25 protein-coding genes and 1 pseudogene are annotated in these 14,249 nt (G+C 62.0%); all 26 read left to right on the top strand.

Annotation, left to right across the window (positions count from 1 at the left end; all coding sequences use genetic code 11):
- Positions 1-1,005: elongation factor Tu (gene tuf / locus X727_RS137320; RefSeq protein WP_031204767.1), on the top strand; the 1,005-nt coding region annotated here is incomplete at its 5' end.
- 69 nt (positions 1,006-1,074) lie between these two features.
- A complete protein-coding gene (gene rpsJ, locus X727_RS137325) occupies positions 1,075-1,383 on the top strand; it encodes a 30S ribosomal protein S10 (protein WP_010909272.1) in 309 nt (102 codons plus the stop codon).
- A 61-nt stretch (positions 1,384-1,444) separates the two neighbouring features.
- A complete protein-coding gene (gene rplC / locus X727_RS137330; RefSeq protein WP_023691244.1) occupies positions 1,445-2,173 on the top strand; it encodes a 50S ribosomal protein L3 in 729 nt (242 codons plus the stop codon).
- On the top strand, positions 2,173-2,793 hold the full coding sequence (gene rplD / locus X727_RS137335; protein ID WP_023672750.1) for a 50S ribosomal protein L4: 621 nt from the start codon (positions 2,173-2,175) through the stop codon (positions 2,791-2,793). The genes rplC and rplD overlap by 1 nt, the downstream gene beginning before the upstream one ends.
- Positions 2,790-3,083 carry a 50S ribosomal protein L23 gene (locus X727_RS137340; protein WP_023672751.1) on the top strand — a complete coding sequence of 98 codons (294 nt, stop codon included), beginning with the start codon at positions 2,790-2,792 and terminating at the stop codon, positions 3,081-3,083. Before rplD ends, X727_RS137340 begins: the two co-directional genes overlap by 4 nt.
- A 22-nt stretch (positions 3,084-3,105) precedes the next feature.
- Positions 3,106-3,947 (top strand): annotated as a pseudogene (gene rplB / locus X727_RS01000000165155) (50S ribosomal protein L2).
- Positions 3,948-3,963: 16 nt separating this feature from the next.
- Positions 3,964-4,242, top strand: a complete 279-nt coding sequence (rpsS, locus tag X727_RS137345) for a 30S ribosomal protein S19 (RefSeq protein ID WP_006205463.1) — start codon at positions 3,964-3,966, stop codon at positions 4,240-4,242.
- A gap of 2 nt (positions 4,243-4,244) precedes the next feature.
- Entirely contained in the window at positions 4,245-4,634 is a 390-nt protein-coding gene (gene rplV, locus X727_RS137350; protein ID WP_006205462.1) for a 50S ribosomal protein L22, read from the top strand.
- Entirely contained in the window at positions 4,634-5,359 is a 726-nt protein-coding gene (gene rpsC / locus X727_RS137355) for a 30S ribosomal protein S3 (protein WP_023672753.1), read from the top strand. The genes rplV and rpsC overlap by 1 nt, the downstream gene beginning before the upstream one ends.
- Before the next feature lie 26 nt (positions 5,360-5,385).
- Positions 5,386-5,799 carry a 50S ribosomal protein L16 gene (gene rplP / locus X727_RS137360; protein ID WP_006205460.1) on the top strand — a complete coding sequence of 138 codons (414 nt, stop codon included), beginning with the start codon at positions 5,386-5,388 and terminating at the stop codon, positions 5,797-5,799.
- A gap of 13 nt (positions 5,800-5,812) precedes the next feature.
- A complete protein-coding gene (gene rpmC, locus X727_RS137365) occupies positions 5,813-6,013 on the top strand; it encodes a 50S ribosomal protein L29 (protein ID WP_006205459.1) in 201 nt (66 codons plus the stop codon).
- Positions 6,014-6,024: 11 nt separating this feature from the next.
- Positions 6,025-6,264 carry a 30S ribosomal protein S17 gene (gene rpsQ / locus X727_RS137370; protein WP_010909280.1) on the top strand — a complete coding sequence of 80 codons (240 nt, stop codon included), beginning with the start codon at positions 6,025-6,027 and terminating at the stop codon, positions 6,262-6,264.
- 72 nt (positions 6,265-6,336) lie between these two features.
- Positions 6,337-6,705, top strand: a complete 369-nt coding sequence (gene rplN, locus X727_RS137375) for a 50S ribosomal protein L14 (RefSeq protein WP_006205457.1) — start codon at positions 6,337-6,339, stop codon at positions 6,703-6,705.
- Between the two features lie 12 nt (positions 6,706-6,717).
- Complete coding sequence (rplX, locus tag X727_RS137380) at positions 6,718-7,032, top strand: 50S ribosomal protein L24 (RefSeq protein WP_013531428.1); 315 nt, start codon at positions 6,718-6,720, stop codon at positions 7,030-7,032.
- Complete coding sequence (rplE, locus tag X727_RS137385) at positions 7,025-7,624, top strand: 50S ribosomal protein L5 (protein WP_023672755.1); 600 nt, start codon at positions 7,025-7,027, stop codon at positions 7,622-7,624. Before rplX ends, rplE begins: the two co-directional genes overlap by 8 nt.
- A gap of 27 nt (positions 7,625-7,651) precedes the next feature.
- The gene (rpsN, locus tag X727_RS137390; RefSeq protein ID WP_010909282.1) at positions 7,652-7,957 is read left to right on the top strand and encodes a 30S ribosomal protein S14; all 306 of its coding nucleotides are present in this window, start codon (positions 7,652-7,654) and stop codon (positions 7,955-7,957) included.
- Between the two features lie 12 nt (positions 7,958-7,969).
- Complete coding sequence (rpsH, locus tag X727_RS137395; RefSeq protein ID WP_006205453.1) at positions 7,970-8,368, top strand: 30S ribosomal protein S8; 399 nt, start codon at positions 7,970-7,972, stop codon at positions 8,366-8,368.
- A gap of 41 nt (positions 8,369-8,409) precedes the next feature.
- Positions 8,410-8,943 carry a 50S ribosomal protein L6 gene (gene rplF, locus X727_RS137400; protein WP_023682603.1) on the top strand — a complete coding sequence of 178 codons (534 nt, stop codon included), beginning with the start codon at positions 8,410-8,412 and terminating at the stop codon, positions 8,941-8,943.
- A gap of 140 nt (positions 8,944-9,083) precedes the next feature.
- A complete protein-coding gene (gene rplR, locus X727_RS137405) occupies positions 9,084-9,443 on the top strand; it encodes a 50S ribosomal protein L18 (protein WP_023682602.1) in 360 nt (119 codons plus the stop codon).
- A 154-nt stretch (positions 9,444-9,597) separates the two neighbouring features.
- Positions 9,598-10,161 (top strand): 30S ribosomal protein S5, encoded by a 564-nt coding sequence (rpsE, locus tag X727_RS137410; RefSeq protein ID WP_006333394.1) that lies wholly within the window; start codon positions 9,598-9,600, stop codon positions 10,159-10,161.
- A gap of 24 nt (positions 10,162-10,185) precedes the next feature.
- A complete protein-coding gene (gene rpmD / locus X727_RS137415) occupies positions 10,186-10,383 on the top strand; it encodes a 50S ribosomal protein L30 (RefSeq protein ID WP_006205449.1) in 198 nt (65 codons plus the stop codon).
- A 22-nt stretch (positions 10,384-10,405) separates the two neighbouring features.
- A complete protein-coding gene (gene rplO / locus X727_RS137420; RefSeq protein ID WP_023672760.1) occupies positions 10,406-10,876 on the top strand; it encodes a 50S ribosomal protein L15 in 471 nt (156 codons plus the stop codon).
- A gap of 257 nt (positions 10,877-11,133) precedes the next feature.
- Positions 11,134-12,474 carry a preprotein translocase subunit SecY gene (gene secY, locus X727_RS137425; RefSeq protein ID WP_023672761.1) on the top strand — a complete coding sequence of 447 codons (1,341 nt, stop codon included), beginning with the start codon at positions 11,134-11,136 and terminating at the stop codon, positions 12,472-12,474.
- Positions 12,471-13,079, top strand: coding sequence for an adenylate kinase (locus X727_RS137430; protein WP_023701778.1), 609 nt, complete (start codon positions 12,471-12,473; stop codon positions 13,077-13,079). The genes secY and X727_RS137430 overlap by 4 nt, the downstream gene beginning before the upstream one ends.
- A gap of 211 nt (positions 13,080-13,290) precedes the next feature.
- Positions 13,291-13,659, top strand: coding sequence for a 30S ribosomal protein S13 (gene rpsM, locus X727_RS137435; RefSeq protein WP_006205445.1), 369 nt, complete (start codon positions 13,291-13,293; stop codon positions 13,657-13,659).
- A gap of 126 nt (positions 13,660-13,785) precedes the next feature.
- Positions 13,786-14,175, top strand: coding sequence for a 30S ribosomal protein S11 (rpsK, locus tag X727_RS137440; protein ID WP_023825601.1), 390 nt, complete (start codon positions 13,786-13,788; stop codon positions 14,173-14,175).
- The last annotated feature ends 74 nt before the right edge of the window (positions 14,176-14,249 follow it).

Below are 14,249 nucleotides of genomic sequence, written 5' to 3'. Positions count from 1 at the left end.
ATTTCGACGGCGCACGTCGAATACGAGACGGCAGCGCGCCACTACGCCCATGTCGACTGCCCCGGCCACGCCGACTATGTGAAGAACATGATCACCGGTGCTGCGCAGATGGACGGCGCAATCCTGGTGGTGTCGGCCGCCGACGGCCCGATGCCGCAGACCCGCGAGCACATCCTGCTTGCCCGTCAGGTCGGCGTGCCGTCGATCGTGGTGTTCCTGAACAAGGTCGACCAGGTCGACGATGCCGAGCTGCTCGAACTGGTCGAGCTCGAGGTTCGCGAGCTTCTGTCGAAGAACGAGTTCCCCGGCGACGACATTCCGATCGTCAAGGGTTCGGCGCTGGCAGCACTCGAAGATTCCAACAAGACCATCGGCGAAGATGCGATCCGCGAGCTGATGGCTGCGGTCGATGCCTATATCCCGACGCCGGTTCGTCCGCTGGACAAGCCGTTCCTGATGCCGATCGAAGACGTGTTCTCGATCTCGGGCCGTGGCACGGTCGTGACCGGCCGCGTCGAGCGCGGCATCGTCAAGGTCGGCGAGGAACTGGAAATCATCGGCATCCGCCCGACGACCAAGACGACCTGCACGGGCGTCGAGATGTTCCGCAAGCTGCTCGATCAGGGCCAGGCCGGCGACAACATCGGCGCGCTGCTGCGCGGCGTTGATCGTGAAGGCGTCGAGCGCGGCCAGGTTCTGGCCAAGCCCGGTACGGTGAAGCCGCACAAGAAGTTCGTGGCCGAAGCCTACATCCTGACCAAGGACGAAGGTGGCCGTCACACGCCGTTCTTCACCAACTACCGTCCGCAGTTCTACTTCCGCACGACCGACGTGACCGGCATCGTGTCGCTGCCGGAAGGCACGGAAATGGTTATGCCCGGCGACAACATCACGGTCGATGTCGAGCTGATCGTGCCGATCGCCATGGAAGAGAAGCTGCGCTTCGCCATCCGTGAAGGCGGCCGTACCGTCGGTGCCGGCATCGTCGTCACCATCAAAGAGTAATTTGGACTTAAACCGATCTGTCGCGGGCGCAGGATTTGCCCGCGCCGCGCCAGAACAAGGAAGTGACGCATGAACGGACAGAATATCCGCATCCGCCTGAAGGCGTTTGATCACCGCGTGCTCGACGCCTCGACGAAAGAAATCGTGTCGACGGCCAAGCGCACCGGAGCAAACGTCCGCGGCCCCATTCCGCTGCCGACGCGGATCGAAAAGTTCACGGTCAACCGGTCGCCTCACGTCGACAAGAAGAGCCGCGAGCAGTTCGAGATGCGCACGCACAAGCGTCTGCTCGACATCGTCGATCCGACCCCGCAGACGGTCGATGCTTTGATGAAGCTCGATCTGGCCGCCGGTGTCGACGTCGAGATCAAGCTCTAAGGGAATGAGAGCGCGGTAAGGGGCGGTGCCCCTGGCCCGGAACTCTAAAGGAATTGAACCGATGCGTTCAGGTGTGATTGCAAAGAAGGTGGGAATGACCCGCATCTATAATGATGCCGGGGAACATGTTCCCGTCACCGTTCTCCAGATGGAGAACTGCCAGGTCGTGGCTCAGCGCACGCAGGAGAAGAACGGCTATACGGCCGTCCAGCTCGGCGTTGGCCTTGCCAAGGTGAAGAACACGTCGAAGGCGATGCGCGGCCATTTCGCGACCGCTTCCGTCGAGCCGAAGGCGAAGGTCGCCGAGTTCCGCGTCTCCGCCGACAACATGATCGATGTCGGCGCCGAGATCACCGTCGAGCACTTCGTCGCCGGCCAGAAGGTCGATGTGACGGGCACGACGATCGGCAAGGGTTTCCAGGGCGTCATCAAGCGCCATCACATGGGTGGTGGCCGCGCGACGCACGGTAACTCGGTTTCGCACCGTACGCACGGTTCGACCGGCCAGCGTCAGGATCCGGGCAAAGTGTTCAAGGGCAAGCATATGGCTGGCCACATGGGCGACACCCGCGTCACCACACAGAATGTCGAGATCGTTTCGACCGACGCCGATCGCGGCCTGATCCTGATCCGCGGTGCGGTTCCCGGATCGAAGGGCGCCTGGATCCTGGTCCGCGATGCGGCCAAGGTGGCACTGCCGGCCAATGCGCCGAAGCCTGCCGCGATCCGCCCGGTTGCTGCAGCGAGCGCTGCCACGAACGAGGCTCCGGCCGCAGAGGGAGCAGAATAATGGATCTCAAGATCACAACGCTTGGCGGCAAGGACGCCGGCAAGGTGAAACTCTCCGAGGAGATTTTCGGCCTTGATCCGCGCGAGGACATCCTGCAGCGCGTCGTGCGCTGGCAGCTGGCCAAGCGCCAGCAGGGCACGCACAAGGCCAAGGGCCGCGCCGAAATCGCGCGCACCGGCGCCAAGATGTACAAGCAGAAGGGTACGGGCCGCGCCCGTCACCATTCGGCACGCGCTCCGCAGTTCCGCGGCGGCGGCAAGGCCCACGGCCCGGTCGTTCGCAGCCACGAGCACGATCTGCCGAAGAAGGTGCGCGCTCTGGGCTTGCGGCATGCTCTCTCGGCCAAGGCCAAGAGCGCGTCGATCATCATCATCGACGAGCTGAAGCTGACCGAGGCCAAGACGAAGGCGCTGATCGCGAATTTCGCGACGCTGGGCCTGACCAACGCCTTGGTGATCGGCGGTGCCGAGCTTGACCAGAACTTCAAGCTGGCGGCGACCAACATCCCGAACATCGACGTGCTGCCCATCCAGGGCATCAACGTCTACGACATTCTGCGCCGCGGCACGCTGGTCCTTTCGAAGGCCGCCGTCGAGGCTCTCGAGGAGCGCTTTAAATGACCGACCTCCGTCATTACGACGTGATCGTCTCGCCGGCGATCACCGAAAAGTCGACCATGGCTTCCGAGAACAACCAGGTTGTTTTCAACGTCGCCAAGAAGGCGTCGAAGCCGGAAATCAAGGCTGCTGTCGAAGCGCTGTTTGGCGTCAAGGTTACGGCCGTGAACACGCTTGTCCGCAAGGGCAAGATCAAGCGCTTCCGCGGCACGATCGGCCGCCAGAGCGACGTCAAGAAGGCGATCGTGACGCTGGCCGACGGCCAGTCGATCGACGTCGCGACGGGTCTCTGAGCTAGGCCGCGAGGACAGAAACATGGCACTTAAAAAATTCAACCCGGTAACGCCGAGCACCCGCCAGCTGGTCATCGTCGACCGCTCGGGCCTCTACAAGGGCAAGCCCGTCAAGGGCCTGACCGAAGGCCTGACCAAGTCGGGCGGCCGCAACAATCACGGCCGCATCACGGCCCGCTTCATCGGCGGCGGTCACAAGCGTTCGTACCGCATCATCGACTTCAAGCGCCGCAAGTTCGACGTCGTCGGCACGGTCGAGCGCATTGAATACGATCCGAACCGCACCGCCTTCATCGCGCTGATCAAGTATGACGATGGCGAGCTGTCCTACATCATCGCTCCGCAGCGCCTTGCCGCCGGCGATAAGATCGTGGCCGGCGAATCGGTCGACGTGAAGCCGGGCAATGCGATGCCGCTGGCCTCGATGCCGGTCGGCACGATCGTCCACAACATCGAGCTGAAGCCGGGCAAGGGCGCCCAGGTTGCCCGCTCGGCGGGTGGCTACGGCCAGCTGGTCGGTCGCGACCAGGGCATGGCGATCCTGCGCCTCAATTCGGGCGAGCAGCGTGTCGTTCACGGCTCCTGCATGGCCACCGTCGGCGCCGTGTCGAACCCCGACCACGGCAACATCAACGACGGCAAGGCCGGCCGCACGGTCTGGCGCGGCAAGCGCCCGCACAATCGCGGCGTGACCATGAACCCGGTCGACCATCCGCATGGCGGTGGTGAAGGCCGCACCTCCGGTGGCCGTCATCCGGTCAGCCCGTGGGGCAAGCCGACCAAGGGCAAGAAGACGCGGTCCAACAAGGCGACCGANCGACCGACAAGTTCATCCTGCGCTCGCGCCATCAGCGCAAGAGCTAAGAAGAGGTAACGCCAAGTGACTCGTTCTATTTGGAAAGGCCCCTTCATCGACGGCTACCTTCTCAAGAAGGTGGACAAGGTTCGTGAAGGTGGTCGCAATGAGGTGATCAAGATGTGGAGCCGTCGCTCCACCATCCTGCCGCAGTTCGTCGGCTTCACCTTCGGTGTCTACAACGGCCAGAAGCATGTTCCCGTCTCGGTGAACGAGGACATGGTCGGTCACAAGTTCGGTGAATTCGCTCCGACCCGGACCTATTACGGTCACGGCGCGGATAAGAAGGCGAAGAGGAAATAATCATGGGCAAGGCCAAAGCTCCGCGCAGGCTTGCTGACAACGAAGCGCGCGCCGTTCTGCGCACGATCCGTATCAGCCCGCAGAAGCTGAACCTGGTTGCCGCGCTGATCCGCGGCAAGAAGGTCGCGACAGCGCTTTCCGATCTCGAATTCTCGGCCAAGCGGATTTCCGGCACGGTCAAGAAGACGCTGGAATCGGCGATCGCCAACGCGGAAAACAACCACGACCTTGACGTCGATGCGCTGATCGTGGCGGAAGCCTATGTCGGCAAGTCGATCGTCATGAAGCGGTTCCATGCTCGTGGCCGCGGTCGCGCCAGCCGTATCGAAAAGCCGTTCTCGCACCTCACGATCGTCGTTCGTGAAGTCGAAGAAAAAGGGGAGGCCGCATAATGGGCCAGAAAGTCAATCCGATCGGTCTGCGCCTCGGCATCAACCGCACCTGGGATTCGCGCTGGTTCGCGAACACCGGCGAGTACGGCAAACTGCTGCATGAGGACATCAAGATCCGCAAATATCTTGAAAAGGAACTCAAGCAGGCTGCGATTTCGAAGGTCGTGATCGAGCGCCCGCACAAGAAGTGCCGCGTCACCATCCATGCGGCGCGCCCGGGCCTGATCATCGGCAAGAAGGGCGCCGACATCGAAAAGCTTCGCAAGAAGCTGATGGAGATGACGAAGTCCGAGACGCACTTGAACATCGTTGAAGTGCGCAAGCCGGAAATCGACGCGACCTTGGTCGCCCAGTCGATCGCCCAGCAGCTCGAGCGTCGTATCGCCTTCCGCCGCGCCATGAAGCGCGCCGTTCAGTCGGCCATGCGCCTGGGCGCCGAAGGCATCCGCATCAACTGCGCCGGCCGTCTCGGCGGCGCCGAGATTGCGCGCATGGAATGGTACCGCGAGGGCCGCGTGCCGCTGCATACGCTGCGCGCCGATGTCGACTATGGCACGGCCGAAGCGCACACGGCTTACGGCATCTGCGGCGTCAAGGTCTGGGTGTTCAAGGGCGAAATCCTCGAGCACGATCCGATGGCTTCGGAGCGTCGCGCGACCGAGGGTGATGCTGCGCATGGCGGTGGTGGTGATCGCGAACGCGGTCGTCGTCGCGAAAACGCCTGATTATTTAGGAATTTGGAGTTAGAACGATGCTGCAGCCAAAGCGCACAAAGTTCCGCAAGCAGTTCAAGGGCCGTATCCATGGTACCGCAAAGGGCGGCACCAACCTGGATTTCGGTGGTTTCGGGCTGAAGGCGCTTGAGCCGAACCGCGTCACCGCGCGTGAGATCGAGGCGGCCCGCCGCGCGATCACTCGTGAGATGAAGCGTGCCGGCCGCGTGTGGATCCGTATTTTCCCTGATGTGCCGGTGACGTCGAAGCCGACCGAAGTGCGCATGGGCAAGGGCAAGGGCGCTGTCGATTACTGGGCGGCGCGCGTCAAGCCGGGCCGCATCATGTTCGAGATCGACGGCGTCAACGAAGAAACCGCCCGTGAGGCGCTGCGTCTCGGCGCGGCCAAGCTCTCGGTCAGGACGCGCTTCGTACAGCGCATCGCAGAATAAGGACGGGCTGATCATGAAAGCCGAAGACATCCGGACCAAGACCCAGGACCAGCTGACCGACGATCTGGCCAGCCTGAAGAAGGAGCAGTTCAACCTGCGCTTCCAGAAGGCCACCGGCCAGCTCGAGAAGACCGCGCGCGTGCGGCAGGTTCGCAAGGACATTGCGCGTATCAAGACCATCGCTGCGGAAAAGTCCGCGGCCAAGAAGGCTTAAGGACGAAAATCATGCCAAAGCGCATTCTGCAGGGCACTGTCGTCAGCGACAAGAACGAGAAGACGGTAGTCGTCAAGGTCGAACGGCGCTTCACGCATCCCGTGATGAAGAAGACCGTGCGCATGACCAAGAAGTACAAGGCGCACGACGAGAACAACGCCCACAAGGTCGGCGATCAGGTGTTCATCCAGGAATCGAAGCCGATTTCCAAGGATAAGCGCTGGATCGTCGTGTCTTCGGACCAGGCGTAACAAACCGAATTTTGGACAGACCGGGGAGGGGCTTTGAGCCCGTCCCGTTAGAAGAGAAGAAGGCGGCCAGTCATGATTCAGATGCAAACAAACCTCGACGTCGCGGATAATTCAGGCGCCCGTCGTGTCATGTGCATCAAGGTGCTGGGCGGCTCGAAGCGGAAATACGCTTCCGTAGGCGACATCATCGTGGTGTCGATCAAGGAAGCCATTCCGCGCGGCCGCGTTAAGAAGGGCGATGTGATGAAGGCGGTCGTGGTTCGCACGGCCAAGGACATCCGCCGCCCGGACGGCAGCGTGATCCGTTTCGACAAGAACGCGGCCGTTCTCGTCGACAACAAGAAAGAGCCGATCGGCACGCGTATCTTCGGACCGGTTCCGCGCGAACTCCGCGCCAAGAACCACATGAAGATCATCTCGCTCGCGCCTGAAGTGCTGTAAGGAGCCGGACCAATGCAAAAGATTAGAAAAGGCGACAAGGTCGTCGTGCTGGCCGGCAAGGACAAGGGCCGTTCGGGCGAAGTCCTTTCGGTTCAGCCGAAGGAAGACACCGCGCTGGTGCGCGGCGTCAACATGATCCGTCGTCACCAGAAGCAGTCCCAGTCCCAAGAGGGCGGGATCATCACCAAGGAAGCGCCGATCCAGCTGTCGAACATCGCGCTGGCCGACCCCAAGGATGGCAAGCCGACCCGCGTCGGCTTCATCTTCCAGAAGGACGGCAAGAAGGTGCGCGTCGCCAAGCGCTCGGGAGAAGTCATCAATGGCTAAGGCTCAAACCACGAAGCCCAAGGCTGAAAGCAAACAGTCCAAGGCCCAGAACACGCCGCGCCTCAAGCAGGTCTACAACGAGACCATCCGCAAGGCGCTGCAGGAGCAGTTCGGCTACGAGAACGAGATGCAGGTTCCGCGCATCGACAAGATCGTGCTGAACATGGGCGTCGGCGAAGCGACCGCGGATTCGAAGAAGCCTTCGATCGCGGCCGAAGACCTGGCGATGATCGCCGGCCAGAAGGCCGTCGTCACCCGCGCCCGTAATTCGATCGCCGGCTTCAAGGTCCGCGAGAAGATGCCGATCGGCGCCAAGGTCACGCTGCGCAAGGAACGCATGTACGAGTTCCTCGACCGTCTCGTGAACATCGCACTGCCGCGCGTCCGCGACTTTCGCGGACTGAATCCGAAGAGCTTCGATGGCCGTGGCAACTACGCCATGGGCATCAAGGAACACATCGTGTTCCCGGAGATCAACTACGACAAGGTTGATCAGATCTGGGGCATGGACGTCATCGTTTGTACGACTGCGAAGACGGACGACGAAGCCAGGGCATTGCTCAAGGCCTTCAACTTCCCCTTCCGCCAGTAACGGCAGCGAGAAAAGGAAAAATCTGAAATGGCAAAGACCAGCTCAGTCGAGAAGAACAACAGGCGCCGCAAGCTTGCCGACCAGTACGGTCCCAAGCGCGCAGCGCTCAAGGCGATCATCATGGACCAGTCCAAGCCGATGGAAGAGCGTTTCCGCGCTCAGCTGAAGCTTGCTGCCCTGCCGCGCAACTCGGCCAAGATCCGCATCCGCAACCGCTGCGAAGTTACCGGCCGTCCGCGCGCCTATTATCGCAAGCTCAAAGTATCGCGCATCGCGCTTCGTGATCTCGGCAATAACGGCCAGATCCCGGGCCTGGTCAAGTCGAGCTGGTAAGGAGGACATAACATGTCATTGAGCGATCCTCTCGGCGATATGCTGACCCGCATCCGCAACGCGTATGGCCGTAAGAAGTCGAGCGTTTCGACGCCGGCCTCGCGCCTGCGTACCCGCGTCCTCGACGTGCTGAAGGCTGAAGGCTATATCCGCGACTACAGCCAGACCGACTTCGACAACGGCAAGTCCGAAATCGAAATCGAGCTGAAGTATTTCGACGGTGCTCCGGTCGTGCGCGAAATCGCCCGCGTCTCGAAGCCTGGCCGCCGCGTTTACGTCTCGGCCAAGTCGATCCCGCACGTCGCCAACGGCCTCGGCATCGCCATCCTTTCGACGCCGAAGGGCGTGATGGCCGATCACGAAGCACGCGAACAGAATGTCGGCGGCGAAATCCTCTGCCAGATTTTCTAATTCGGCAGACCTGAAACAAGAGAAGTGACGAGGACAACCAAATGTCTCGTATTGGAAAGAAACCCGTTTCGCTGCCGCAGGGCGTGACCGCGACCGTCAACGGCCAGACCGTGACGGCGAAGGGCCCCAAGGGCGAGCTGAAGTTCGTGGTGAACGACGAAGTGCTGGTCAAGATGGAAGGCAGCGAAATCGCTGTCCAGCCGCGCGACCAGACCAAGACCGCCCGCTCCAAGTGGGGCATGTCGCGCACGCAGATCGTCAACATCCTGCAGGGCGTCAAGGACGGTTTCGAGAAGAAGCTCGAGATCACCGGCGTCGGCTATCGCGCGGCACTCCAGGGCAAGAACCTGCAGCTGGCGCTTGGCTTCAGCCACGACGTCGTTTACGAGACGCCGGCCGGCATCACGATCACCGTGCCGAAGCCGACGGAAATCACCGTGACCGGCATCGACAAGCAGCAGGTCGGCCAGGTTGCAGCCGAGATCCGCGAGTATCGCGGTCCCGAGCCCTACAAGGGCAAGGGTGTCCGCTATGCCGGCGAGAAGATCGTCCGCAAGGAAGGCAAGAAGAAGTAGTAAGCCTGGCCCCGAAAAGTTGCAGACTTTTCGGAAAAGGCCAAGCCAAAGAAGTGCAACGCCGCGGGGAGCGGTCGCGGGAGGCGCTTTCGCCTACCGCACATGGCGGCCCCCGTTTTTTGAAGGCAAGGAAGACTATCATGGCTACCAAGGAATCCATCCAGCGCCGCGCGCAGCGCGTCCGCCGCCAGATCAAGAAGGTCGCCGGCGAACGTCCGCGTCTCTCGGTTCACCGCACGTCGAAGAACATCTACGTGCAGGTCATCGACGACGCCAAGGGCCATACCATCGCGGCTGCATCGACACTCGAGAAGGACCTCAAGGGTTCGCTCAAGACCGGCGCCGACACCGAGGCAGCAGCCGCTGTTGGCAAGCTGATCGCCGAGCGTGCTTCGAAGGCCGGCGTCAAGGAAGTCGTCTTCGACCGCGGCGCCTACATCTATCACGGCCGCGTCAAGGCGCTGGCCGAGGCTGCCCGTGAAGGCGGTCTGAGCTTCTAATTGCCTGTTCCCGAACCGAAGGTCAGCGCAGCAAAAAGTTGCAGACTTTTCGGACAAGATCATGCAAGGAAAAATAACTCGCCCCCGGTGACCCAAAGAGGCGCACCGGATTTTATCAGCAACCGTGCTTCCGGAAAAAAACAAGGAACAGGATATGGCACAGGAACGTAGGGATGGCGGCCGCGGCCGCGATCGTGAAGAACGCGATGACGGCATGGTGGACAAGCTCGTCCACATCAACCGTGTCGCCAAGGTCGTCAAGGGCGGCCGTCGCTTCGGTTTTGCAGCACTCGTCGTCGTCGGCGACCAGAAGGGCCGCGTCGGCTTCGGTCACGGCAAGGCGCGCGAAGTGCCGGAAGCGATCCGCAAGGCAACCGAGTCGGCCAAGCGCGACATGATTTTCGTGCCGCTGCGCTCGGGCCGCACGCTGCACCACGACGTCGAAGGACGCTGGGGCGCCGGACGCGTGCTGCTGCGCGCTGCCAAGCAGGGTACCGGCATCATCGCCGGCGGCCCGATGCGCGCTGTCTTCGAGACGCTTGGCATGCATGACGTGGTCGCCAAGTCGATGGGTTCGTCGAACCCCTACAACATGGTTCGCGCCACATTCGACGCGCTAAAGAGCCAGATGCATCCCAAGGATGTGGCTGCTGCGCGCGGCATCAAGTATTCGACCCTTCAGGCCCGCCGCGGCACCGCCGTTGCGGCTGAAGAATAGTCGATCTGACCAGGGATTTTGACCATGGCCAAGAAAGCAACCAAGACCATCACCGTTGAGCAGATCGGTTCGCCGATCCGCCGCCCGAAGGAACAGCGCGCAACGCTGGTCGGCCTCGGCCTCAACAAGATGCACAAGCAGCGCACGCTGGAGGACACTCCCTCGGTGCGCGGCATGATCGCTGCCGTCCAGCATCTCGTCCGCGTCGTGGACGAGGGCTGAGCAAAAGCGCAGGAGAACCCAGATGAAACTCAACGATCTGCGTGACAAGGACGGCGCGACGCACTCCAAGAAGCGTCTCGGCCGTGGCATCGGCTCCGGCTCCGGCAAGACCGGCGGTCGCGGCGTCAAGGGCCAGAAGGCGCGCTCCGGCGTTGCCATCAACGGCTTCGAGGGCGGCCAGATGCCGCTCTATCGGCGCCTGCCGAAGCGTGGCTTCAATAACATCTTCGCCAAGAGCTTTGTCGTCGTGTCGCTGGCTCGTATCCAGACGGCGCTCGATGCCAAGAAGCTCGACGCCAAGGCGACCGTGACGGCCGAGGCACTCGTTGCCGCCGGCGTCATCCGCCGCGTCAAGGACGGCGTGCGCATCCTCTCGGACGGCGAGCTCAAGGCAAAGCTTGCCTTCGACGTCGCCGGCGCCTCCAAGGCCGCGATCGAGAAGATCGAAAAGGCCGGCGGTTCGGTCAAGCTGCCGGAAGCGGCAGCGGAGTAACGGCAATTTGAAGCGCGGCCGGCAGGAACGGTATCCGTTTTTGTTCACGATTGCGCTTTGATCCGATCAATTAGGCGGCCGCGTCAACGCGGCCGCTTGCATGTTTAGAGCCCGGAGCTTATCTCGTGAGCTTCGGTGCCACGCGCCGCCTGAGCTGCGGGCATCGAGCGTGACATACAAATCAAAGAAGTAGCGCATGACGTTGTCCGAAAACCGCTTCACACTTTTCGGCATCATGCTCTAGCGGAGAATCAGGCATGGCTTCGGCTGCTGAACAACTAGCCTCGAATCTGAATTTTGCGGCTTTCGCCAAGGCGGAGGACCTGAAGAAGCGAATCTGGTTCACCGTCGGCGCGCTGCTCGTCTATCGCCTCGGCACCTATATCCCGCTGCCCGGCATCAATCCGGATGCATTCGCGCAGGCCTTCTCTTCGCAGGCCAAGGGCGTGCTCGGCATGTTCAACATGTTCGCCGGCGGCGCCGTGCAGCGCATGGCGATCTTCGCGCTCGGCATCATGCCTTACATCTCAGCCTCCATCATCATGCAGCTGATGACCTCGGTCATTCCGTCGCTGGAGGCGCTGAAAAAGGAAGGCGAGCAGGGCCGCAAGGTCATCAACCAGTACACGCGCTACGGCACGGTACTCCTGGCGCTGGTGCAGGCCTACGGCATTTCGGTGGGCCTGGAAGGCGGCAACGGCATCGTCAACGATCCCGGCATGTTCTTCCGCATCTCGACCGTCGTCACGCTGGTTGGCGGCACCATGTTCCTGATGTGGCTGGGCGAGCAGATCACCGCCCGCGGCATCGGCAACGGCATTTCGCTGATCATTTTCTCCGGCATCGTCGCCGGCCTGCCGCGCGCCATCTCCGGCACGCTGGAGCTCGGCCGCACCGGCGCTCTATCGACCGGGCTGATACTCGCGATCATCGTGCTGGCCATAATCGTCATCGCGCTGATCGTGTTCTTCGAGCGCGCGCAGCGCCGCCTGCTGATCCAGTATCCGAAGCGCCAGGTCGGCAACCGCATGTTCCAGGGCGATACCTCGCATCTGCCGCTGAAGCTCAACACGTCGGGCGTCATTCCGCCGATCTTCGCGTCGTCGCTGCTTTTGCTGCCGGCAACGGTCGCCGGCTTCTCGCAGACGACAAACCTGCCGGCCTGGGCAAGCACCGTGCTCGCCTCGCTCGGCCACGGCCAGCCGCTCTACATGCTGTTCTATGCGGCAATGATCGTGTTCTTCGCCTTCTTCTACACGGCCATCGTGTTCAATCCGAAGGACACCGCCGACCAGCTCAAGAAGCATTCCGGCTTCATTCCGGGCTACCGTCCGGGTGAGCGCACCGCCGATTACATCGACTATGTCCTGACGCGCATCACCGTCGTCGGCGCCATCTATCTGGTGCTGGTGTGCCTGCTGCCCGAGTTCCTGATTTCGGCGACTGGCGTACCATTCTACCTCGGTGGCACATCGCTTCTGATCGTGGTCAGTGTAACCCTCGATACGGTGGCGCAGATCCAGGGTCACCTGATCGCGCACCAGTATGAGGGCCTGATCAAGAAGTCGAAGCTGCGCGGGGGGAAGAAGGCCAGATGAGATTGATATTGCTTGGGCCGCCAGGAGCGGGCAAGGGGACGCAAGCACAAAGACTGGTAGAAAAATACGGCATACCGCAGCTGTCGACGGGCGACATGCTGCGGGCCGCCGTACAGGCCGGCACTGAAGTCGGCAAGCGCGCCAAGGCGGTGATGGATGCCGGCGAGCTGGTTTCCGACGCCATTGTCAACGCGATCGTGGCCGAGCGCATCGACCAGCCCGATTGCACCAACGGTTTCATCCTCGACGGATATCCGCGCACGCTGGTGCAGGCTGATGCGGTTGAATCGATGCTCGCCGAGCGCGGCATTGGCCTCGATGCCGTGATCGAGTTCGTCGTCGACGACAAAGCGTTGGTCGGCCGCATCGTCAAGCGCGCCGACGACGCCAAGGCCGCCGGACAGCCGGTGCGCAAGGACGACAATCCGGTGGTGTTCGAAGAGCGCCTGCGGGAATATTACAAGAAGACGGCGCCGCTGATCGGCTATTATTACGCCAAACGCTCGCTTAGGAGTGTCGACGGCATGGCTCCTGTCGACACCGTGACGGCGGAGATTGAAGCGCTGCTCGCGGCGGTGACGCGGGAGACCGTTACGGTAAAGTAAAGATTGCGCTTGACTGGAACGGTTCGCTGGGTTATGGCGGCCCGTCTTCCTATCAGGCATGAGGCTTGCTTGTCCGCAAGGGCAAGGCAGCCGCATTGAAACTAGGGAACTCCCGCAAGGGCCGGCCTCCACCGGACGCGGGGTAATTTGAACAGCGCCGCGCATGCCTTGTTTTGAAGGCCGGCCGGTCCCACATGGAGAAGAGAAGAATATGGCTCGTATAGCCGGCGTCAACATTCCGACCAACAAGCGCGTCGTCATTGCGCTTCAGTACATTCACGGCATTGGCAAGAAGTTCGCCCAGGAGATCGTCGACAAGGTCGGCATCCCGGCCGAGCGCCGCGTCAACCAGTTGACCGACGCGGAAGTGCTGCAGATCCGCGAGACCATCGACCGCGACTACCAGGTCGAAGGCGACCTGCGCCGCGAAGTGTCGATGAACATCAAGCGTCTCATGGACCTCGGCTGCTACCGCGGTCTGCGTCACCGCCGTTCGCTGCCGGTTCGCGGCCAGCGCACGCACACCAATGCACGCACCCGCAAGGGCCCGGCCAAGTCGATCGCCGGCAAGAAGAAGTAAGTGAGCGAATAGCGAGTAGCCATTAGCGAGTAGGGGTCCCTATTCGCTAGTCCCTATTCACTACTCGCTTTCAAAGGTGGAGCCGCTGGCATTACGGCGGTGTAGAGATCAACTGAAAGGACTATCATGGCCAAGGACGCCGCTCGTGTTCGCCGTCGCGAACGCAAGAACATCTCGTCGGGCGTTGCCCACGTCAATTCGACCTTCAACAACACGATGATCACCATCACCGACGCGCAGGGCAATTCCATTGCCTGGTCGTCGGCCGGTGCCCAGGGCTTCAAGGGTTCGCGCAAGTCGACCCCGTTCGCCGCCCAGATGGCTGCCGAAGACGTCGCCAAGAAGGCCCAGGAACACGGCATGCGCATGCTCGAAGTCGAGGTCTGCGGACCCGGCTCCGGTCGTGAATCGGCGCTTCGCGCCCTGCAGGCGGCCGGCTTCACCATCACTTCGATCCGTGATGTGACGCCGATCCCGCACAATGGCTGCCGCCCGCGTAAGAAGCGCCGCGTCTAAGACATTACCGAACGCCGCGTGAGCGCCTCAAGGCGCTCCTCCACGGCACTCCAGGTCGCCCGCCACGATTGGAT

This window comes from Mesorhizobium sp. L103C105A0 (assembly GCF_000502215.1).
In the GTDB taxonomy this organism is placed as follows: domain Bacteria; phylum Pseudomonadota; class Alphaproteobacteria; order Rhizobiales; family Rhizobiaceae; genus Mesorhizobium.
Note: the sequence above shows the minus strand (reverse complement) of the source record. Positions and strands in the feature narration are given on the sequence as shown.

What these genes read in the sequence shown, in the direction of transcription:
- rplF (WP_023682603.1), top strand. Translation starts at nt 8,410, where the DNA reads ATGTCTCGTATTGGAAAGAAACCCGTTTCGCTGCCGCAGGGCGTGACC.
- rplX (WP_013531428.1), top strand. Translation starts at nt 6,718, where the DNA reads ATGCAAAAGATTAGAAAAGGCGACAAGGTCGTCGTGCTGGCCGGCAAG.
- rplR (WP_023682602.1), top strand. Translation starts at nt 9,084, where the DNA reads ATGGCTACCAAGGAATCCATCCAGCGCCGCGCGCAGCGCGTCCGCCGC.
- rplD (WP_023672750.1), top strand. Translation starts at nt 2,173, where the DNA reads ATGGATCTCAAGATCACAACGCTTGGCGGCAAGGACGCCGGCAAGGTG.
- rplE (WP_023672755.1), top strand. Translation starts at nt 7,025, where the DNA reads ATGGCTAAGGCTCAAACCACGAAGCCCAAGGCTGAAAGCAAACAGTCC.
- rpmC (WP_006205459.1), top strand. Translation starts at nt 5,813, where the DNA reads ATGAAAGCCGAAGACATCCGGACCAAGACCCAGGACCAGCTGACCGAC.
- rplP (WP_006205460.1), top strand. Translation starts at nt 5,386, where the DNA reads ATGCTGCAGCCAAAGCGCACAAAGTTCCGCAAGCAGTTCAAGGGCCGT.
- rpsM (WP_006205445.1), top strand. Translation starts at nt 13,291, where the DNA reads ATGGCTCGTATAGCCGGCGTCAACATTCCGACCAACAAGCGCGTCGTC.
- rpsJ (WP_010909272.1), top strand. Translation starts at nt 1,075, where the DNA reads ATGAACGGACAGAATATCCGCATCCGCCTGAAGGCGTTTGATCACCGC.
- rpsQ (WP_010909280.1), top strand. Translation starts at nt 6,025, where the DNA reads ATGCCAAAGCGCATTCTGCAGGGCACTGTCGTCAGCGACAAGAACGAG.
- rplV (WP_006205462.1), top strand. Translation starts at nt 4,245, where the DNA reads ATGGGCAAGGCCAAAGCTCCGCGCAGGCTTGCTGACAACGAAGCGCGC.
- X727_RS137430 (WP_023701778.1), top strand. Translation starts at nt 12,471, where the DNA reads ATGAGATTGATATTGCTTGGGCCGCCAGGAGCGGGCAAGGGGACGCAA.
- rplO (WP_023672760.1), top strand. Translation starts at nt 10,406, where the DNA reads ATGAAACTCAACGATCTGCGTGACAAGGACGGCGCGACGCACTCCAAG.
- rpmD (WP_006205449.1), top strand. Translation starts at nt 10,186, where the DNA reads ATGGCCAAGAAAGCAACCAAGACCATCACCGTTGAGCAGATCGGTTCG.
- rplC (WP_023691244.1), top strand. Translation starts at nt 1,445, where the DNA reads ATGCGTTCAGGTGTGATTGCAAAGAAGGTGGGAATGACCCGCATCTAT.
- rpsC (WP_023672753.1), top strand. Translation starts at nt 4,634, where the DNA reads ATGGGCCAGAAAGTCAATCCGATCGGTCTGCGCCTCGGCATCAACCGC.
- rpsK (WP_023825601.1), top strand. Translation starts at nt 13,786, where the DNA reads ATGGCCAAGGACGCCGCTCGTGTTCGCCGTCGCGAACGCAAGAACATC.
- rplN (WP_006205457.1), top strand. Translation starts at nt 6,337, where the DNA reads ATGATTCAGATGCAAACAAACCTCGACGTCGCGGATAATTCAGGCGCC.
- rpsH (WP_006205453.1), top strand. Translation starts at nt 7,970, where the DNA reads ATGTCATTGAGCGATCCTCTCGGCGATATGCTGACCCGCATCCGCAAC.
- X727_RS137340 (WP_023672751.1), top strand. Translation starts at nt 2,790, where the DNA reads ATGACCGACCTCCGTCATTACGACGTGATCGTCTCGCCGGCGATCACC.
- rpsN (WP_010909282.1), top strand. Translation starts at nt 7,652, where the DNA reads ATGGCAAAGACCAGCTCAGTCGAGAAGAACAACAGGCGCCGCAAGCTT.
- rpsE (WP_006333394.1), top strand. Translation starts at nt 9,598, where the DNA reads ATGGCACAGGAACGTAGGGATGGCGGCCGCGGCCGCGATCGTGAAGAA.
- secY (WP_023672761.1), top strand. Translation starts at nt 11,134, where the DNA reads ATGGCTTCGGCTGCTGAACAACTAGCCTCGAATCTGAATTTTGCGGCT.